The following is a 17,623-nucleotide window of genomic DNA, read 5'->3' on the forward strand; positions in this document are numbered from 1 at the left end:
GGGCACTGTTATCGGCACTGACCGCGACAGGATGTTTAGATGTCGCACATTCATAAGGCGATGCCACATCTTACCGGACAACATGAGTGCGGACGCAGTTTCTGAAACGACGATCGACGAGACTCTGACGCTCAGTCGGGAGCTCACGGAAGGGGACAGCCTCGTCAAGGGCCAAATCCGTCTCTACGATGTCGAGAGTGAGGCCGGCACGTTGGAGTCGGATGCGGACCGATTCTTTGACCGAACGCTCTTGACTGAAGGGCTGGGAGACTCGCTGAAACGCCTCCGTGACACCATTCAGGGCGAGGACAACACTCGCATCCACGAGATGTACGGCCCGTACGGGACGGGGAAGTCACACCAGATGGTGGCGATGTACCACTGCTTCGACTCTCCCGAAACCGTCGAAGAGTGGGCCGACGGCCGCATCGAAGGCCTCGACGGGACGCTCCCGCGCGACGCCCTCCCGGTCGTCGTCTCTCTCCAGAAGGAGCAGTACGAGCACCTGTGGGAGCCGCTTTTCGAGGCCCTCGACTACGACCTCGACGAGTCCGAATACGATGACGGTGGCTATCCCGACATCGACACGATCACTGACGCCGTTGGCGACCGCACGGTAGCATTCCTCGTTGACGAACTCGAGGACTGGTTTGGATCACTGGAGGGACGCCGAAAGAGCGCGAACAAGGGCTTCCTCCAAGCGCTCTTAGAAGCGACCTCACGCACGAATCTCTTCGCCATCATCTCTGTTCTGCGCGAGGGGTCGGACGTCCACGACATCCTGTCTCGCCAGGAGCGTGTCGAGGTCAATATGTCCAACCAGGTCGATATCCGAGAGGTCCTGCGTCACCGCCTCGTCGAACCCGGAACCATCGACCAATCGAAGATGCGCGGTCTGGTGGATGAGTACATCGAGGCCTACGCTGAGACCGACTACGTTGACCTCCCGGAGGGGCTGCGGGACGAGATGTACGACACGTACCCCTTCCACCCTGAACTCATTGACGCGCTCAAGACCCGGTACTTCGCCGAAACCGAGTCGGGCGCGACCCGGGGGATGCTCTATCTCTTCGCCAAGGTTCTCGTTGACCGTCACCAGCAGATCGACCTCATCACTCACGGTGAAGTTGACGCCGTCGAGTACAATGACGAACTCACCCGCATCAACGTCGAACACGCCCGCCCGGACCGCTGTTACGACGACATCGTCGAACGCCTCGCCGACGCGGACATCGACTACGGCCGCGACATCCTCAGCACGGTCCTCATCTACTCACTGACCCCCGGCCTCGACGAGGGCGCGACGACGTCGGACATCGTCGTCGGCACGTTCCACGCCGGCGACCGCGTCAACGACATTATCGTCGATCTGGAACGCCTACAGGGCGAGGTATACCACTTGTGGCAGTCCGACGACCGCTTCGTTATCCGGGAAGACGAGAACCCGCGGTCGCTGGTCAGGAACGCCGCCCGTGATGTCGAACCCGAGGATGCTATCGAACTCATTGGCGACGAGGTCGAGCGACTGTTCGGCTCCAGCTCGTACGCGGTCGGGTTCAACGAGGACGGTGAGCTGGAGAGCGTTCCCGACAGCCAGAACATCAAAGTCGTCGTGAAGAACGGGCCGTGGGACGCAGACAGCGTCGCAGAGATTATCAAAAACCAACCCGCTGGACGCCAGTGGCGCAACACGCTCGTCTTCGTTCAGCCGACGAACAATAAGACGATCTCGACGGCCGCCCAGCAGGAGAAGTTCTTGAACAAAGCCAAGGAGGTCATCGGGGCCCGGCTCCGGAAGGACGACCAGAACCTGAGCGAGGAGATCCGCGAGGAAATCGAGGGGCTTCAAGACGAGTACGAAGAGAATCTCCTCGACCGCCTGGAAGGCGCCTACGGCGAGGTCATCGACGGCGACGATCTACTCAACGAATTCGACCGTGCTGCTGAGATGACACTCGAGAACTTCGTCGCCGCGGAGGACGAACTCGACGCCGGGAACATCGCGGCGGCCGCCGAAGCGGATCCCTTCGACCTACAGCGTCACGCCTGGGACATCGTCCGCTCTCGACTCGAGGCCCGTTCCGAGACCTCCGTTGAGGATATTTACGAGCAGTATCTGATGGACCCGACGTATCCCATCCCGGGGAGCGTCCAAGCGGTCGGCAACGCTATCGAGGACGGGTTGGAAGACAAGCCAGTGCTGGCTCACGACGGCAGTCAGTTCAAACACGAACTCCGGAACCTGAACCGCGACACGACGCTCGTTCTGAAAGAGGACGTGGAACAGTGGTCGGTAGACGATATCACGTCCGCGCTCCAGCGCGAGTTCAGCGGCGGCACCACGGAGGTCGATATCGGGTCCTTCGAACTTGAGGTCCTCGGACGGACCGACGTCTGGATCACCGACGACGACCCGCACGATGCGATTATGCGGGCGGTCGGCCGGCTTGCAAACGAAGACCACTACGTCCTCGTGAGCGGGAACGAGATCGTTACCAAGGCGCGGTCCGACGCGAAGCTCCGCGACGTCTCCGACGCACGCGAAATTGGTGCCGCAGAAGTGGCGGAAGGTTTGGAAGAAACGGTTTCTGCTGCCGGAGAGGCGGACACCTCGCAGGTCCTCACCGCGATTCGGAACGACACCGAAGTGTACCTGCCACAGGACGGCACCGAAGGTGCGTTCCACGGAGCCGTGAACACGCTGCTATCGGATGGCTACAAGATCAAAACGGAGGGCGATTACGTCGGTTCGCTCGGGGATCGAGAACCGACGTCCGTCGTCGTTGTTCCGATGGTTCCGGACGACGTCGGTGAACGCATTCTAGCCTATATCAGCGATCTCGACGAGGAGGAGACGTTCCAGGTGGGCGAGATTCAGAAGGAGTGTGCCCCCGACCACGACGAGTCTGCGATTCAACACTTCCTTCTGGACAACCTTGGTGAGGAGGATCCCCACTACGTCGTGGGGGCGACCGGATCGGAAGATCCAGGTGATTGGTTCCCCGGAGCTGGCTTCCGTATCCCCCCGGAAACGGGATGGACGTTCGAATATCAGGGTGACAGTCCAGCGGAGCTCCGTAACGAGTGGCAGGATACACACGAGTCAGGATCGGTCGCTTACGGTTCCGTCTCGTTCACGACCGAAGGGGACAGCGGGGCGCCCGGTTCGGTTCAAGGCATCGCCGAGTTCCAGAAGGCCCATACGGACCTCCAGCTGGAACTTGGCCAGTCGCACGAAACGGTCGCTGATCTCCTTGAGAACATCCCCGAGTCCGCCTCCGGCATCGACGTTACGATCCAGTTCGAGTGACGCGAATATCTAAATACGAAAACGAGCCCATCATCATCCATGTCTGATTCGAACGATCTGCGGTCCGATCTCCCTATTGAGCGCGGCTTTCCGATCGAACAGGTGAATGACCTCGCGGACCGCGAAGGCCGCGCGAAGCTCCACTATCGACCGCTGACGACCATGCACAAGTGGTGGGCTCGACGGCTTGGCAGCGTCTTCCGGGCTATATCGCTGTATTCCCTCGTCTCGGATCCAGACCAAGTTACTGTCCGAGATCCGGATAAGGCGGACCACGACCTCGCCGAGTTCGGTGAGGTATCGGAGGTGGAAGCTGCGAAAGCTGAGCTCAAAGAGATGATCGAGAGGGTCGATCTGTCTGAACCGGATGCAATGTGGGATCTCTATGACAAGGACGTTCGCGTAGATGACGCCGACGTGCTGGATCCGTTCATGGGGGGCGGGACGAGTCTCCTCGAGGCGATTCGATTCGACGCCGACGTCACGGGCGTGGATCTGAACCCCGTAGCTTGGTTCATCACGAAGAAGGAACTCGAGGCAAACACAGTCGATCTCGAAGACCTTCGTAACGGATTTGAGAAAGTCGAGGCCGCCATCGCAGATAAACTCCAGTCGCAGTACGAGACGACCTGTCCAAACAACGGAGAACACATCGCTGATGTAGTCTACGCATTCTGGGTCAGAGAACTCGACTGCACGTCTTGTGGAGAGGTCGTCCCTCTGTTCAAGGATTATCGAGTCGCAAAGGGTCGTTACGAGGACGACGACCGGTACCACGTCTACTGCCCCGACTGCGGCAACGTCTTTCTCACAGACGATTACGAGACGGAGACGATCTGTTCTGATTGCGGTAATGAGTACGTGCCCGAGAACGGTCCTGTCTCGAGCGGCGGGCATTACGGCTGCCCCTCTTGCGGTCTGAAGTACTCCATCGTCGATGCGCTCGCCGACGGTCAGTCCTATGACGAGTCCCTCTATGCGCTCGAGTACTACTGTACGGAGTGTGAAGATGAAGGAAAGGATCGACCGGCGTACAAGGGATTCAAACCTGCGGCCGAGGAGGATGTAGACAGTTTTGAACGGGCATCGGAACGGTGGGCTAACCGAGATAAAATCGACGAATATGCCCCGAAAGGAGATATTCCCCGGGGAGCGATCACGGCCTCGTCGTCGATCAGCGGTAACGACGTCTTCCAGCACGGCTACGAGTCGTGGCGGGACATGTTCAACGACCGCCAGCTCTATTGCCTCTCTACATTACTTGAAGCGATTGATGAAGAGGTAACGGATCAGACTGTCAAGGAGTATCTCCTACTGGCGTTCTCGGATTCGCTGATGTTTCAGAACAACTTCTCGGTCTACAATATCAACGCTACGAAGATCAGAGGAATATTCCGACAGAACTCGTTCATGCCGACGGTCGAGTACGCGGAGAACAACGTCTGGGGGACAAGGGCCGGTCTCGGGACTTTCAGCAACACCTGGGTGAAAATCGTCGATGCCGTTGACTACGCTCATTCACCGACAGAGCGATACATCGAAGATGGCGAGACGCAGGAGACCGCTCCGTTCGAAAAGTCCGTCGGCGGGGAATATACTCTACACCAAGGGGACATCAACGAGGTGGATCTGGAGTCGGAGTACGATGCGATCATCACCGATCCGCCGTATTACGACAACGTCGTCTATTCCGAGGTGTCCGACTTCTTCTACGTCTGGCAACGACTGCTGCTAGCCGACGGGTACGATGAGTTCAAGCCCGAAACGACGCCCCGCGAGGATAGCATCGTGGCGAACCCCGCACAGGGAAAAGGCGCCGATGTCTTTGAATCCGAGTTAAAGAACGCTCTTTCGCGGATGCACGATGTGCTGTCGGACGACGGCGTCCTAGTATTCACTTATCGACATGGGACCCCCGACACTTGGGGGACACTCCTCGAGTCGCTTTGTGAGGAAGGATTCGATGTCACTGCGACGTATCCAATCTCCGCGAACCTCAGTGAGTTTGTTGTCGGTGAGGAACTCAATTTCAGCGTCGTCGTCGTAGCACGGCCGGCGACTGACCGAGAGCCGATAAGTTGGTCCTCGCTGCGCAGACGCGTCCATAGGACGGCGAGTGAGACGCGTGAACGACTCCAGTCGGGACAGACGCTCTCCGAGGGCGATATCAGCATCGTAGAGATGGGTCGGTGTTTCCGAGAGTACTCGAATCACCACCGGAAGGTACATCGCGGCGGATCAGTGATGTCGGCGACAGACGTCGTCAGCGAGATTTATGACATTATCTCGGGAAACGTCACGCCGGACGAGATCTACCTCGACCTCCTCGAATTGGACGAAACCACGCTCGACGACGTGAACCGGTTCTGTAGGGGGACCGACATCGATCCCGAAGACCTTCGTCGACGCGCCCTGTTCGTCGCTGACGAAGAGTTCGCGCTAACGGATTGGAGTACCGAAGAACGACTGGATTACCTACGAGAGAAGGACGTGGACGACCTCTCACCTCTCGAAAAAGTGCAACTGCTCCGGTACGAAGATGAAAAAGATGCGACTGCACCCGGTGAGCAGTTAGACTTGGAAGTGACTTCCGAGATGATCGACATCGCAGAAGAGCTTGCGACAATCACGGACGAAGAGGGATACAGAACTCTCGTCGGGGCCTGATGTACTTTGACAATTCAATAAGTAGAGGACAATAACATGAGTGATATCGACGCCGTCGCCGGGATGTACAATATCGTCGATCAGAGGAAGCGGGAGACAGCTGACTATCAAGTACCGATTGAGGAGTTCGTGACGAAACTCGGGAATCGGAATCTTCCTGGTGAGATTTGTGTCGTCGGACTGAGCGAGGTTCTGGCTAGGGATGAGACACTCCGCGACTCCCTCGTCTCGACGATGCGCCAAGAGATGGATTACCTCAACAGCCACCGCCCCCTGCCAACCATTCAGTTCGCTTTAGATGGTGAATTTCAGAGCGTTGGAGATTCATTCGACGTAGAAATCGATGGGGAGTTCTACGCGCTACGGCCCGTGTTCGGTCGGAAAATAAAACAGCGAGACACGGGTTGGCTGGTTACGTCCTTCAGAATTTAGATGCTGTCCCCTGGGACACTTACATCAGCGCCCATGGTCCTTCTTTCGCTACACTAACGCCTTCTTCGCCCCGTTGGAGGAAGTACAGCGTCACTTGCCCGTGGTCGGCTTTTGCATTCGAGGTGTAAACCGGTACGCAGGTCGTCTCGTGTTGAGGGTAGAGCGGTCGGTCTTCCTCGTCTGTTTTCCCACACGCGTCTTTGATTCGATTCTTCGTCCACTGCCCCTGGTTTTCCAGATCCGGCTTGTTCGGCCCGTATGTCGAGAACGCGATATCGTTGATCACTCGAGCGGCGAACGTCGCGGGATTACTAATGGCGAAGGGGCCTTTAGGGTCGTAGATTTCAGACAGGTTATCCTCCGACACGCCTTCTAAACAGAGCTTGCCCTCGGCCACCGCGTCGAACACGTTTAGTGCGGGATACTCGATTGCGAGGGACTCGAGGAGGTATTCTCGGGTGAGCCGTTCGTATTCATCACAGGTGAACTCGTCATCCGGCGACAAGATTTCGACTTCTCCGCCGGTGTTTGTCACCGGGAGTCGATCACGGTGATACTGCGGGCACAAGAAGGCCATCCGGTCCGACTCAGTCAGATAGGCGTACGCGAACATCCGCGACCGTGAGGCAGAATCGTTCGCGGGGTTCTTTCCCTTGCGGTAGTACTTCGAGTCGAGAACGGCCAGAGTGTTCTCACCGTCAGTGAGTAGATGATCGGGTTCGTGCGCAGCTTCGGCATTGCCCTCAAACGGATGGATTCGAGGCTCATACTGGCACTCGACATCGGATAGTTGGTCGAGGTGGTCCAGCTTCCGTACCTTTTCGACCTCTCGACCGAGAACCCGCTGCGTGTAATCTTGAAACAGCGAGTTCATACTCAGCGCGTAATCGACGAGCAACTCTTCCGGACTTCCGCCAGTTTGGCCCAACAGCGCAGACGATAGGATCGACTGAGACGTGTGGACTGCTCGACGGTAGTAGTGACGCTGTCTGGGGAGGTCGGCCAGAGACAGACGCCGGTACTCACCAAGCCGCTTCTGACTGCTCTGGATCCCACGGTTTTCTATCTCTTTCACCTGCTGATGGACCATCGACAAGAGGAGGTCTTGACGCGGGTGTTGATGCCCATCACGCTCTTGCTGGAGTAGCCGGAGAAGAAGCTTGCCCGCCATATGGATGGCCTCGTTCACTGGGTTTGCGTAGTCTATCTCTGTCTCCACCCAGGTCGGTTCCGGGTTACCTGTCGCATGGTTCATCAGAGTTTGCGAGACATCAACGGAACCGAGGCCCTCGAATCCATCTCGGCGACGAATGTTGAGGTCTCGGATGAACCCTTTCTTCGAGATCGTCTTGACACCATAAACGTAGTTGATCGCTAATATTGCGATAAGTTGAGATGCTTCAATCTCGCCAGAAATCAGCTCTTCGAGTGGGATCCCATAGTACGATTGGGTCCGGTCGATGTCATAAACCGTGAGAAGCATCCGGATGACGTGTTCCCATGTGATTTTGGGTTCGACCTGTACGCTCATCCCAGGTACTAGCTTGACGACCCCGACGACGTCCGACGGTTGGACGTGGAGGGACTCCTCGACAACTCTTGCAGAGAGGACGTGCAGGGCTCCCGCACCATTGTCCCCTGCTTCAGCCCGCAGGCGGGGGCGCTTCTTCACGTACCGACTACCCTCTCGAGTGAAATTCGCTGCGCGAAGTTCATCGTGAATCGTCTCGGGGTCACAGCCATCGACGATGAGCTTCCGGTTTTCCTGGACGGAACAGAGCTCCGTTCCGTAGTTACATCGGATTACGTCACTCATACGCACCGACGCCCATCTCGCGCTCCTCAGCCTCGGCTTCCCTGTTTGCGAGGTTGATCGCGGGAGTCAGATCGAAGGCTCCGAATTGATCGTCAAGCGTTGTGTAATGGGTCGCCAGCTGGTTGATCTGGGGGAGGGACGCGCTGTTCAGCAGTCGTGGCGCGATATACGTCGCAAAAGCCTGGCCGACGGCGACCGACTCTTCTCCCTCGTACGGGCCGCCGTCTTCACACGCACTCTTGAGGAATCGCGTGACATCAACGTAGTGCATTGGACCGAATTCCATAATTCCGCTCTCGCCATTCGTCGTCGTGCCTGAATTGATACCCTCGTGGTGGCTATCGAAGAGGTCGTGGAGTCGATCCTGATCGATGTCGATATCGGGACCGAGTTCTCCAATCCAGTCGTCAAACAAGCCAGCGCGTTGCTCGTCATCGTAGCGGCTGAGTTCCACCATCGCAAACCGTCGAGTAATAGCATTGTCGAGTTCGTTGACCGTCCGATCCGACATATTCATCGTGCAGATGAGTTTCACGTCGTCGTTGAGCGTGAGCCGATTCCCCTCTTCGTCACGGAAAATCGCTTGGTCGTGGTCTTCGATCGCGGTGTAGAGTGGTCCGAACACCTGCGAGATGTCCGCCCGGGTTATTTCGTCGATGATGACGGCCCAGTTGTCGTGATACTCATTCGCTTTCTGGATTCCCTGCGAGACGCAGCCGGCTTGGCGAACGTACTGGATTTCTCCGTCCTCTGTTTCGGGCTGGATGCTCCCGGTGATGTCCGCGGGAGTCCAGCTCGGCGTCGCAGTAGAGATCGAGTAGTTGATACAGCTCTTCAAAGCGAGCTGCTTAGCGAAGTATGTCTTACCAGTACCGGTCGGCCCGTAGAGAACGATTGGCTTTCCGACAGCAAGGGCCGTTTCGGCGTTCTTCCGCACAGTCTCCGGAACGCGAATGTCGCCGAGGTCGTCGTTCCGCTGCGCTACGGTCTGCTTAACCGAAATCGGAGCTGTCTTGGAAGTCAATATTGCCTTCTCAATCTCCGTTCCACTCCCTGGGACATCAACGTCAATATTCCGCTCCTGGACCAGATACCGAATCGCTTCTGGATCGTCCGTTTTGTTGATGAACTCCGTCGCCTGAGCGACTCCGCTCAAAATAAATCCGCTGTATTCTTCCGCCTCTTGTCGATTGTAGTCCTTGAATCGAGGCTTCCCGCTACTCATTGTCCTGAAACTGTCACCGGTGTCTTATAAAATGCCCCCTAGTCAGGTACGGTTAGATCCGGTTTCGGAACCAGCATCGGTGGACTCCATGAGCGTACTAACCTGTCCGAGAACGCAGTCACAAGAAAAAAGAGAGTAACAGTGGTCTATGTCTCCAATGGGCGAGATTAATCTATTCGAGGTTTCGGAAGATGGGAGTATCACAGAGATTTCACCGGATCCCGTGGAATTAGAAAAGGAAGTACAAAATCTCATTGAAGCAAATTTAGAAGAACTACTCGGAATCACTTTTTTAGAGTCGGAATACAGCACTGGCGAGAAACACGGAGGACGGATTGACACTCTGGGGCTGGATGAGAACAATTCACCAGTCATTGTCGAGTACAAGAAGACCCAAAATCAGAATGTAATAAATCAGGGCCTGTACTATTTCGATTGGCTCGTTGATCACAAAGCTGAGTTTGAGAATTTAGTGCACGACAAAACAACGTCGGATCGAGAGGTAGATTGGAGTTCTCCTCGGCTAGTTTGCATCGCACCTGACTTCACGAAATACGACTCACACGCCGTAGAACAGATCGGCCAAAATATCGAACTTATGCGGTTTGAGCAGTACTCTGGGGGGTTATTACTTCTCGAACTACTCAACGTCGTAGAATCATCAGACGATACCGAGCCCGGTCGGGAGTACACGACCGTCGGGGAGAAAGTTCAGCAGGCGAGCGATGATTTACTTCGGCTGTATGAGGAATTGGATGAGTTCATTCTATCACTGGGAGATGATATCCAGAAAAAAGAACTCAAATACTACTTTGCTTACAAGCGCATCCAGAACTTTGTATGCGTGTATATCACTCCCGATAAAGGCGAAATACGCGTATACCTGAAAATCGATCCCGACGAGCTCGAACCTATGCCAGAGATTGGGAGAGACGTCACAGATACCGGTCACTATGGAACGGGGGACTTGGAACTCACTCTCTCTGATGAAGACGACCTAGAGATCAGCAAAGAGTACATAGAACTGAGCTACGAGGGAGTGTGATTTTCTGAGAATCTGCGCTCGCGGTTTCGACCCACAATATTACCGATTACTGTCCTACTGTTTGCCGGATATCTCGTGAATCGCTGAACCGTATCTTCTCGAAGAAACGGAGATATCTACATAACGCCTTTGTCAGTCTGTAGTTTCTATGTGGATATGAGCGACGACGACCTCGTTGATGTCGAGGTCACTCACGAGGAACCCGACAATCTACTTGACTCCTATTCGTCTGGAACCTCCGAGTTTCCACTTCAACGACAGACCGTTATTGCGAACCGACTAAGTGCGGGACAACCGGATACGGGACTCCGATCGCTCTCGAGCGTCGATGGGGAGCAGGTCAAGATGCTCGAACACCAGGTTGACGCTGCTCATCGAGCACTCTTCGAGATGGACGGGAAGGCCTTGCTCGCCGACGAAGTCGGCCTCGGGAAGACCATCGAGGTCGGAATGATTCTGAAGGAAATGCATTACCGGGAGACGGACGATTCCGTCCTCATCCTGACACCCGCTCAACTCGCAAAGCAATGGCAGGGCGAACTCCAGGAGAAGTTCGGCCTTGACTTCGTCTGCAACTACGACGACGACTTCCAGGGATTTGACGCCCACGATCACATCATCTCGAGCATCGACACGGCCAAAAGCGACCGATACCGTCACAGCGTCCTTTCCCGAAACTGGGACGTCCTCGTGATGGACGAAGCCCACTACGTCAAGAACGAGGACACTGATCGGTACGAACTCATCGACAAGCTCACGTACGACTACGCGTTCTTCCTCACGGCCACCCCGATTCAGAACGAGTTGACCGACCTCTATAACATCGTCTCACTGCTACGGCCGGGGTTGTTCGGCAGCCGTGAAACGTTCCATCACTACTTCGTGGACAACGGTCAGGAGACGCTGGTGAACCGCGACGAGTTACAGCAGCGTCTGAATCAGGTGATGATTCGGAACCGGCGGGCCGAGACTGATATCGACTTCACTAACCGTGAGATCGATACACGCACGTTCCAGCCGAGCAGTAGCGAGCGCGAACTATACGACGCGGTGACGGACTACGTTCGGGAGGCGTACAGCGAAGATCGGGGACAAAAATTGGTGTTGATGATGCTGCAAAAGGAGGTTGTGAGTAGTCCTGCGGCCCTCAAGAAGACGATTCGAAGGCAGTTAGACGAGAATAACGAACTTACGCATCGAAGCGAGCTGGAGACGATTCTGGAGAAGATCGATGCTGTCGAGGCGGTCACCAAACAGGAGCGGCTCTTCGACATCGTCGAGGAAGCACGCGAGCACGTCGAGATGGGGCGGGTCATCGTTTTCACGCAGTTCCGGGCGACCCAACAGCAGGTCTTGGAATCACTTCAAGAACAGGGGTATACAACCCACGCCTTCCACGGAGGACACTCCAGTCAGGAAAAGGAAGACATCGTGGACCAGTTCCGGGAGGAAGGCGGGGTTCTCGTCTCGACGGACGCGATGAGTGAGGGGCGAAACCTCCAGTTCTGCAACATCATGGTGAATTACGACCTGCCGTGGAACCCGATGAGAGTCGAACAGCGCATCGGTCGGATTCACCGCATCGGCCAGAAGCGAGAGGTGTTCGTGTTCAACATGGCGCTTGAAGACACGATCGAGGAGTACGTGCTGGAGCGGCTGTATCACAAAATAGACCTGTTCCAACAGACCGTCGGAGAACTGAGCACGATCCTCACCCGGCTCGAAGACTCCAAGCAGGGATTCGAAGACGAAATCTTCGAACGGCTCGTCAACGCGGATTCCGAAGCGGATCTCGAAAACGACTTCGAAGCGATGGCAGTTGATCTCGAGGAACAGCAGGATCTCTCTGAGAAGGTAGAGAACTTCAACAGCGCTGTTTTCGAGAACTTCGACCTAGGTGCGACCGATGACTGATGCCACACTCCCTGTCACGCAGTCGAGACTAACTGTGTTCGCTCGAGAGTATTTGAAAACCATTGGCGCATCCGTCCACGAAGACGGATCTCGATGGCAGGTCAACCTCCCCGACCACGTCGATGTCGCGTTCGGCGACGGGAACGAGTTCGAGGTCGTCCTCGAAACCGGCTCCAGTAGCCATGGAGGACAGGATGAATTCGTTCTGGCCCCCGAGAGTGAATTCGCTCAACAGTTACTTGACGAAGCGATTTCGATATCTCCCGTCGGTCGGTTATCGGTTACCGACGAACTCTCAGGAGACGAGTACCAGTACCCTGACTGGGTCGTAGAAAGCGACCTCCAAGTTGTTGATGCTTCGTTCATGCCATATTACGACCGTGAGGCGGTGTTCGCAGTCGTGCAGATCGGCGTCGAAACGGTGAGCGAATACCAGACACAGTTCCTCGAAGCCGTCGCCATTGACGCTTCGTCACAGGAGGAATTGACCGGGATGGCCGAGACGGTCCTGCAATCCTTCTACGACCCCAAGGACGAGCCCGGAGGCAGCGATTGGGAAGACAACAGTACCGAGTCGGTCGGAACGGAAGTCTTCGAAGCAGCCGTCAGCGAGTGTCAGCAAACTGCGCTTGATAACGTTCGTGAGGCCATCGCCGATATCCGTGAGTCGGCCTCGCGTGCTGCCGATGCCGAGTTTGATGAGTACCGACAGCTACAGAATCAACAACTGAGCGACCTTCGAGATGAAATTGAGTCGGTAACGAACCGCCTTCAGAACGTCGCGGATGACGTCGATACCGCTACGTCCCACGAAGACAGGGTTGATGCCCTGCAAAAACGAGAAGAGCTCCAAGCGAAGCAAGAGGAACTCGAGCAGAAGCGAGCGGCCATCCTCGAGTCGAGACAACAGGGATTCGAAGACAAACGACGCGAGATCTATCAGCGGCATCAGCTCGAAATTCGGACGAAGCCAGTAGCAACTACACTGGTCTCGTACGAGCGTGGCGAAATCGAACTCCAACTGGCTGATTCCGAGCGGAACGAGACTATGCGAGCCCCCTACGCAGCAGGTGTTGGATATACAGATACTGTCACCTGTCCAAATTGCCATGCGACGCTCTCATCCGATAACTCTGTTGAGATGGGGCATACAGGAGTACAGTGTCAGCAGTGTAGATAGACTCGGTTATCGTTCATCCGAATAATTGGGAATACAACGCTCCCAACAGCCCAATAAGTTATTCACCGACCTGGGCCTCAAGAGCCTCAATTCGTTTCCGAAGATCGGCTAACTCGCCTTTGTCCTCGATATCGCCTTCCTCTACAGCACTGGTGAGACGGTCGTCATTACCCTCGCCATACAGGTACAGGTTCCGTCGGTCCTCATCGTCCACGACGCGGTTAAGCGTGCTCTGGGGCACGCGGTACTGGTTCGCTACCGAGTTCACCGACTCGTCGTTGAATAGAACCGCCTCAATCGCTAACTGCATCCGGATGTACTCGTCTGCTTGCACCCGGAGGTATCCAGCATCATCGGTCTCGAATCCGTACGGCGGCCGCCCCACCCATTTCCCCTCGTCTATGGCTTTACGAACGCCGCTCCGAACGCGCTCCCGTGTCATCTCCCTCTCGAACTCCATCATCCATGCCGAGAACTTCGACATGAGCTCGTCCCAGATGTCGTCTTCGCCGCCTCCATGCAGGTTCGGGAACATGTCGTTCAGCGTCTCGAGTGCGGTCCCGGTTTTCGCACAGGTTTCCATGAAGTCCGCCGCTGTGCTGAGACGGCGGGACAGCCGACTCATTTCCCACGTGACTACGCGGTCGATTTCACCCGCTTCGATATCTTGCCACAACTGTTGGAATTCTTCACGGTCGTCTTTCGTTCCGCCGGCGACATCGGCGTACGCTCGTGCGTCTCGAAACGCGGCTTCACCGAGATAGTCATGAATCTCTTCGACCTGTCGATCTGGATCCTGACTATCGGTCGAAACACGGGTGTAGTAGGCAGTTGTCATCGGGTAGTTCTGGATACGGAGGTGTGACTGAAAAAGAATCGAAGTTTTGGGTGACTGACCCAGAACAGTTGATTTTGGGATACACAACCAGGCGCTTCAGTATGGTTGTGTGTGCGCAATTTGAGACTTGAACGTATTCTAAAGGCATCTGTTGAATATCTTATTCAACTGAAACTTCGTCCGATCTTCGATTTCGCTGGTGCTCTTGAGAGTGGGGAATATAACGATCAGAACCAGCCTGGATCTGGACGATTACCAGCGGCTTCGATTCGCTTGATTCGTTGACTGCGTTCAAGTGCGTCGTCCGCTTCTGAGAGTACTGCAATTTCGTCGTAGACTCCATTTTGCTTGAGAAACTCCACACCTTCTGGAGTCACTGCCCAGTACGTGTCCGGCAGATCTGGGTCTCCACCGGCGACTGAGAGCGGGGTAACGAGGTTCTCTTCGTCAAGCGAATGTAGACTCTCACGGATTGTATTTTCCTCAACGTCCGTATTTCGGTAGTTCAATTCTTCAATAGAGAGAACTCCTGAATCGTGTGCGAGGATCTGCTGTAGGATATTGAGGTGAGACATAGTCATCGTGACTTGGGACTGCTGAGCTCGTATTCAAATTGGAGCTGTATCTCGAATTTGTATCCGTCGCCGAATAACCGAACCGTATGAAGATATTTATCGAGAGAAACCAGGCTGTCGTTCGGAAGCGAACATTGAGTAGGCACGATCATAGGCTATGGTAGTTTCCTGAGGAAAATAATGGCCCGGAGTTTGGAGTGTAGTAGACGGATCATAGCAATACAATTTGATTAGTTAAAAGGAAGGTGCGAATGTCAGAAAGCGGGTTTATTCCCCGCTTTTAGAGAGGCGTGTCATCCACTTCCTCTTCGTCGTCGTAGGCGTCCGTAACCCCACGCTCCCGTTCTTCTCGGTGCTCTTCCCAGCTGTCACGCCACTCCTGAGTTGCAGCGAGGCTCTCGGCTCCGTGTCGAGTGTGGCGTTTACGAATGCGCGCCAGAACGGGGGTGTTCATCGAATCGCCCGCGATGACTCCCTGTCCCGGCGTTAGCCCCGGGAGTTCGTCGAGCACGTCTTCACCCGCGCTCTCGACGGACTGCCGTATCGCCTGCTGATCGTTCGGATTCTGAATCTGCATAATGATCTGCGTGCCACACTGCGAAAGCACGTCAGCATCAAGCTTGGATGGTCGCTGTGAAATGATACCGACACCGAATCCGAACTTTCGACCCTCCGAAAGGATCGTTCTCAGGATACCGAGTGAACGTGCGCTTCCGTCAGGAGCGAATCGATGCCCTTCCTCTAGAAGCGTGAACAAGGGGAAATCGAGCCGATCGTCATCGCCGCGCATCGCCCGCTCGCGCGCCTCGTAGAGCTTCCGAAGGAGCGCGGCGGCGAGCATCTGCTGGTCCTCCTTGGAGAGCCGATTCAGCTTGAGTACGGTGACCTGCCCCGGTGCGACGAGATCAGTCAGGTCATCTCTGGCCGCACGCACGAATAGGTCACGACCGAGCGCGCGCTGGAGCCGCCACTCAAGTGCGCTCGCCGTACTACTGTCCTCGCCATCAACGCTGTAACACTCGGTGACGATGTCGTGGGCGCTGATGTCGTTGCTTTCCTCTTGGAGGTTCCGCCAGGCCTCGTGGAGCACGTACTTCATTTTGTCACTCGGGCCGTCGAGCAAGGCCAGCAGATCGCCGTAGTTGAGGTCGGGGATGGCGATGCTGATCTCGTCCGGTTGGACGATGTTGACCTCGGGCGTGTATCCGCCCTCGCTGAATACAGACGCATGGTCGTCTTTTCGCATATCCGGGAGCGTGTCGTACTCGCCGTGAGGGTCGAAGACCAGCATCGCAGCCCGCGACTGCGGGCGCATCATCTCCTCGATGACGACACTGGCGGTGTACGACTTCCCGCTCCCCGTGGACGCGAGGATGGCGAGATGAGTCGAGGAGAACGCGTCGATCGGGAGGAAGACGTTCGCGTCACCGGCCGGCCGGTTCAGCAGCCACCCGACGTGCGCGAGTCCGCTGTCGCTCTGCCAGTCCGCGTTCGGGAGTACGGCCTCAAGGAACTCGTCGTCCGCGAGGTGGACTCTCGCCCCCGGGTCGGGTAGCGAACGGGGGTTCGTGAACGTCTCCAAGTCCTCATCGAAGTAACCGACTGTCCGGGCAGTGACGCGGTCGATCTCGATATCTCCGCTCGGGACCCCGAGTGCCCCCGCAATTTCGCTCAGTTCGACGGCGGGGTCCGCGAGGAAGTCACCCGGTAGACCACGCGCCTGTTCGGTGTTCGTGACGCGCGCGAGGACGTCACGCTGTTCGCCTTCAACGACAGTGTCGTAGACGACAAACTCGCCCGTCCGAACATCGATATCGTTCGGAACGATGAACTGGAACTCGTCGGCCGAGTCTCCGGGCTTCTCGACCGTTCCGACGACCATCTCCGACGCAGCGGCGACATTGCGGCTCGTCGGGGGCGAGGGCACTTCGTCGCTCATCGTACGACCCCCCGATCCGACTTCGCTTCCCACCGGACCTTCTGCTCGATGACGTCCAGCATATTTTCGTCCGCCGGCGTGTCGTTGCGGAGGCGTTCGATCAGCGAGAGGGTTACTTCGGAACCAAAGCGGTCAGCGGTAGAGATGAGTCGGTCGTAGTACTGCACCTGGAGCGTACCGTCAGAGAAGTGGAACTGCCGGAACCCATCAGTCGAGAGTTTGGACACTGGATCGTCGATGTCAAGCGTCCATCGGGGCATCTCTTGTTCGATGTCAGCGAGGTCGTAGCCGTCCGAATCAGAGTGAGGAGACAACCGAGCGAACCCGAGGAATGCGACGCCGAGAAGCGTCCGCTTCTCATCGACGTAACCGGGGACGAACATCTCTTGGTCGGGGTTCGAGAGGCGGGGCCCGTCGCGTCCTTGGTCTGGATCAACGAGCTGAGAGTCGTACACGACGCCAACGAGGCCATACTCGTCGCCTCTGACCGTCGTTGTGGCGTAGACCGGTTGGCCGAATTCGTAGTCCTGTTTCTCCGGTGGTCGTTCTCGTTCGCGTTCCCGGTACACTTCGACGACATAGTCCATCTGTGAACGCGACTGCGCGACTGTTCCGAGCGTGAGGTCGCTCTCCGTGAGCGCGGGTCCGTCTGCGATTGAATCGTTCTGTGTCATGGTAATGA

12 protein-coding genes are annotated in these 17,623 nt (G+C 56.2%); 6 read left to right on the forward strand and 6 right to left on the reverse strand.

The features are described 5' to 3' along the window. Window positions 1-82 precede the first annotated feature (82 nt). Genes ACQUQ0_RS11365 through ACQUQ0_RS11375 form a run of 3 tightly spaced genes read left to right on the forward strand, consistent with a single transcriptional unit; the run spans window position 83 to window position 6,409 of the window. The gene (locus tag ACQUQ0_RS11365) at window positions 83-3,310 is read left to right on the forward strand and encodes a DUF499 domain-containing protein (protein WP_435185419.1); all 3,228 of its coding nucleotides are present in this window, start codon (window positions 83-85) and stop codon (window positions 3,308-3,310) included. Window positions 3,311-3,349: 39 nt separating this feature from the next. Then, on the forward strand, window positions 3,350-5,977 hold the full coding sequence (locus ACQUQ0_RS11370; protein ID WP_435185127.1) for a DUF1156 domain-containing protein: 2,628 nt from the start codon (window positions 3,350-3,352) through the stop codon (window positions 5,975-5,977). Window positions 5,978-6,013: 36 nt separating this feature from the next. Continuing rightward, window positions 6,014-6,409, forward strand: coding sequence for a hypothetical protein (locus tag ACQUQ0_RS11375; protein WP_435185128.1), 396 nt, complete (start codon window positions 6,014-6,016; stop codon window positions 6,407-6,409). Between the two features lie 19 nt (window positions 6,410-6,428). On the opposite strand, the gene ACQUQ0_RS11380 is transcribed toward ACQUQ0_RS11375, so the two are convergent. Together ACQUQ0_RS11380 and ACQUQ0_RS11385 are read right to left on the reverse strand one after the other, a co-directional pair. Then, window positions 6,429-8,225: a 5-methylcytosine restriction system specificity protein McrC gene (locus tag ACQUQ0_RS11380; RefSeq protein ID WP_435185129.1), complete on the reverse strand. Its 1,797-nt coding sequence runs from the start codon at window positions 8,223-8,225 to the stop codon at window positions 6,429-6,431. Further along, a complete protein-coding gene (locus ACQUQ0_RS11385) occupies window positions 8,218-9,450 on the reverse strand; it encodes an AAA family ATPase (RefSeq protein ID WP_435185130.1) in 1,233 nt (410 codons plus the stop codon). Before ACQUQ0_RS11385 ends, ACQUQ0_RS11380 begins: the two co-directional genes overlap by 8 nt. A 157-nt stretch (window positions 9,451-9,607) precedes the next feature. On the opposite strand from ACQUQ0_RS11385, the gene ACQUQ0_RS11390 reads away from it, so the two are divergent. The 3 genes from ACQUQ0_RS11390 to ACQUQ0_RS11400 all read left to right on the forward strand — a co-directional run bounded on the left by ACQUQ0_RS11390 (window position 9,608) and on the right by ACQUQ0_RS11400 (window position 13,589). Then, complete coding sequence (locus ACQUQ0_RS11390; protein WP_435185131.1) at window positions 9,608-10,495, forward strand: DUF5655 domain-containing protein; 888 nt, start codon at window positions 9,608-9,610, stop codon at window positions 10,493-10,495. A gap of 156 nt (window positions 10,496-10,651) precedes the next feature. After that, entirely contained in the window at window positions 10,652-12,409 is a 1,758-nt protein-coding gene (locus tag ACQUQ0_RS11395) for a DEAD/DEAH box helicase (protein WP_435185132.1), read from the forward strand. Beyond that, complete coding sequence (locus ACQUQ0_RS11400) at window positions 12,402-13,589, forward strand: hypothetical protein (protein ID WP_435185133.1); 1,188 nt, start codon at window positions 12,402-12,404, stop codon at window positions 13,587-13,589. Before ACQUQ0_RS11395 ends, ACQUQ0_RS11400 begins: the two co-directional genes overlap by 8 nt. Window positions 13,590-13,647: 58 nt before the next feature. Here the strand turns inward: ACQUQ0_RS11400 and ACQUQ0_RS11405 are convergent, their stop codons facing one another. The 4 genes from ACQUQ0_RS11405 to ACQUQ0_RS11420 all read right to left on the reverse strand — a co-directional run bounded on the left by ACQUQ0_RS11405 (window position 13,648) and on the right by ACQUQ0_RS11420 (window position 17,615). Beyond that, the gene (locus ACQUQ0_RS11405; RefSeq protein WP_435185134.1) at window positions 13,648-14,427 is read right to left on the reverse strand and encodes a recombinase family protein; all 780 of its coding nucleotides are present in this window, start codon (window positions 14,425-14,427) and stop codon (window positions 13,648-13,650) included. 227 nt (window positions 14,428-14,654) lie between these two features. Next, on the reverse strand, window positions 14,655-15,002 hold the full coding sequence (locus ACQUQ0_RS11410; RefSeq protein WP_435185135.1) for a winged helix-turn-helix domain-containing protein: 348 nt from the start codon (window positions 15,000-15,002) through the stop codon (window positions 14,655-14,657). 280 nt (window positions 15,003-15,282) lie between these two features. Then, window positions 15,283-16,941, reverse strand: coding sequence for a helicase HerA domain-containing protein (locus ACQUQ0_RS11415; protein WP_435185136.1), 1,659 nt, complete (start codon window positions 16,939-16,941; stop codon window positions 15,283-15,285). Next, the gene (locus ACQUQ0_RS11420; RefSeq protein WP_435185137.1) at window positions 16,938-17,615 is read right to left on the reverse strand and encodes a hypothetical protein; all 678 of its coding nucleotides are present in this window, start codon (window positions 17,613-17,615) and stop codon (window positions 16,938-16,940) included. Before ACQUQ0_RS11420 ends, ACQUQ0_RS11415 begins: the two co-directional genes overlap by 4 nt. Between the last annotated feature and the right edge of the window lie 8 nt (window positions 17,616-17,623).

The sequence above is a fragment of the Halobellus sp. EA9 genome (genome assembly GCF_051195055.1).
GTDB lineage: Archaea > Halobacteriota > Halobacteria > Halobacteriales > Haloferacaceae > Haloquadratum > Haloquadratum rubicundus.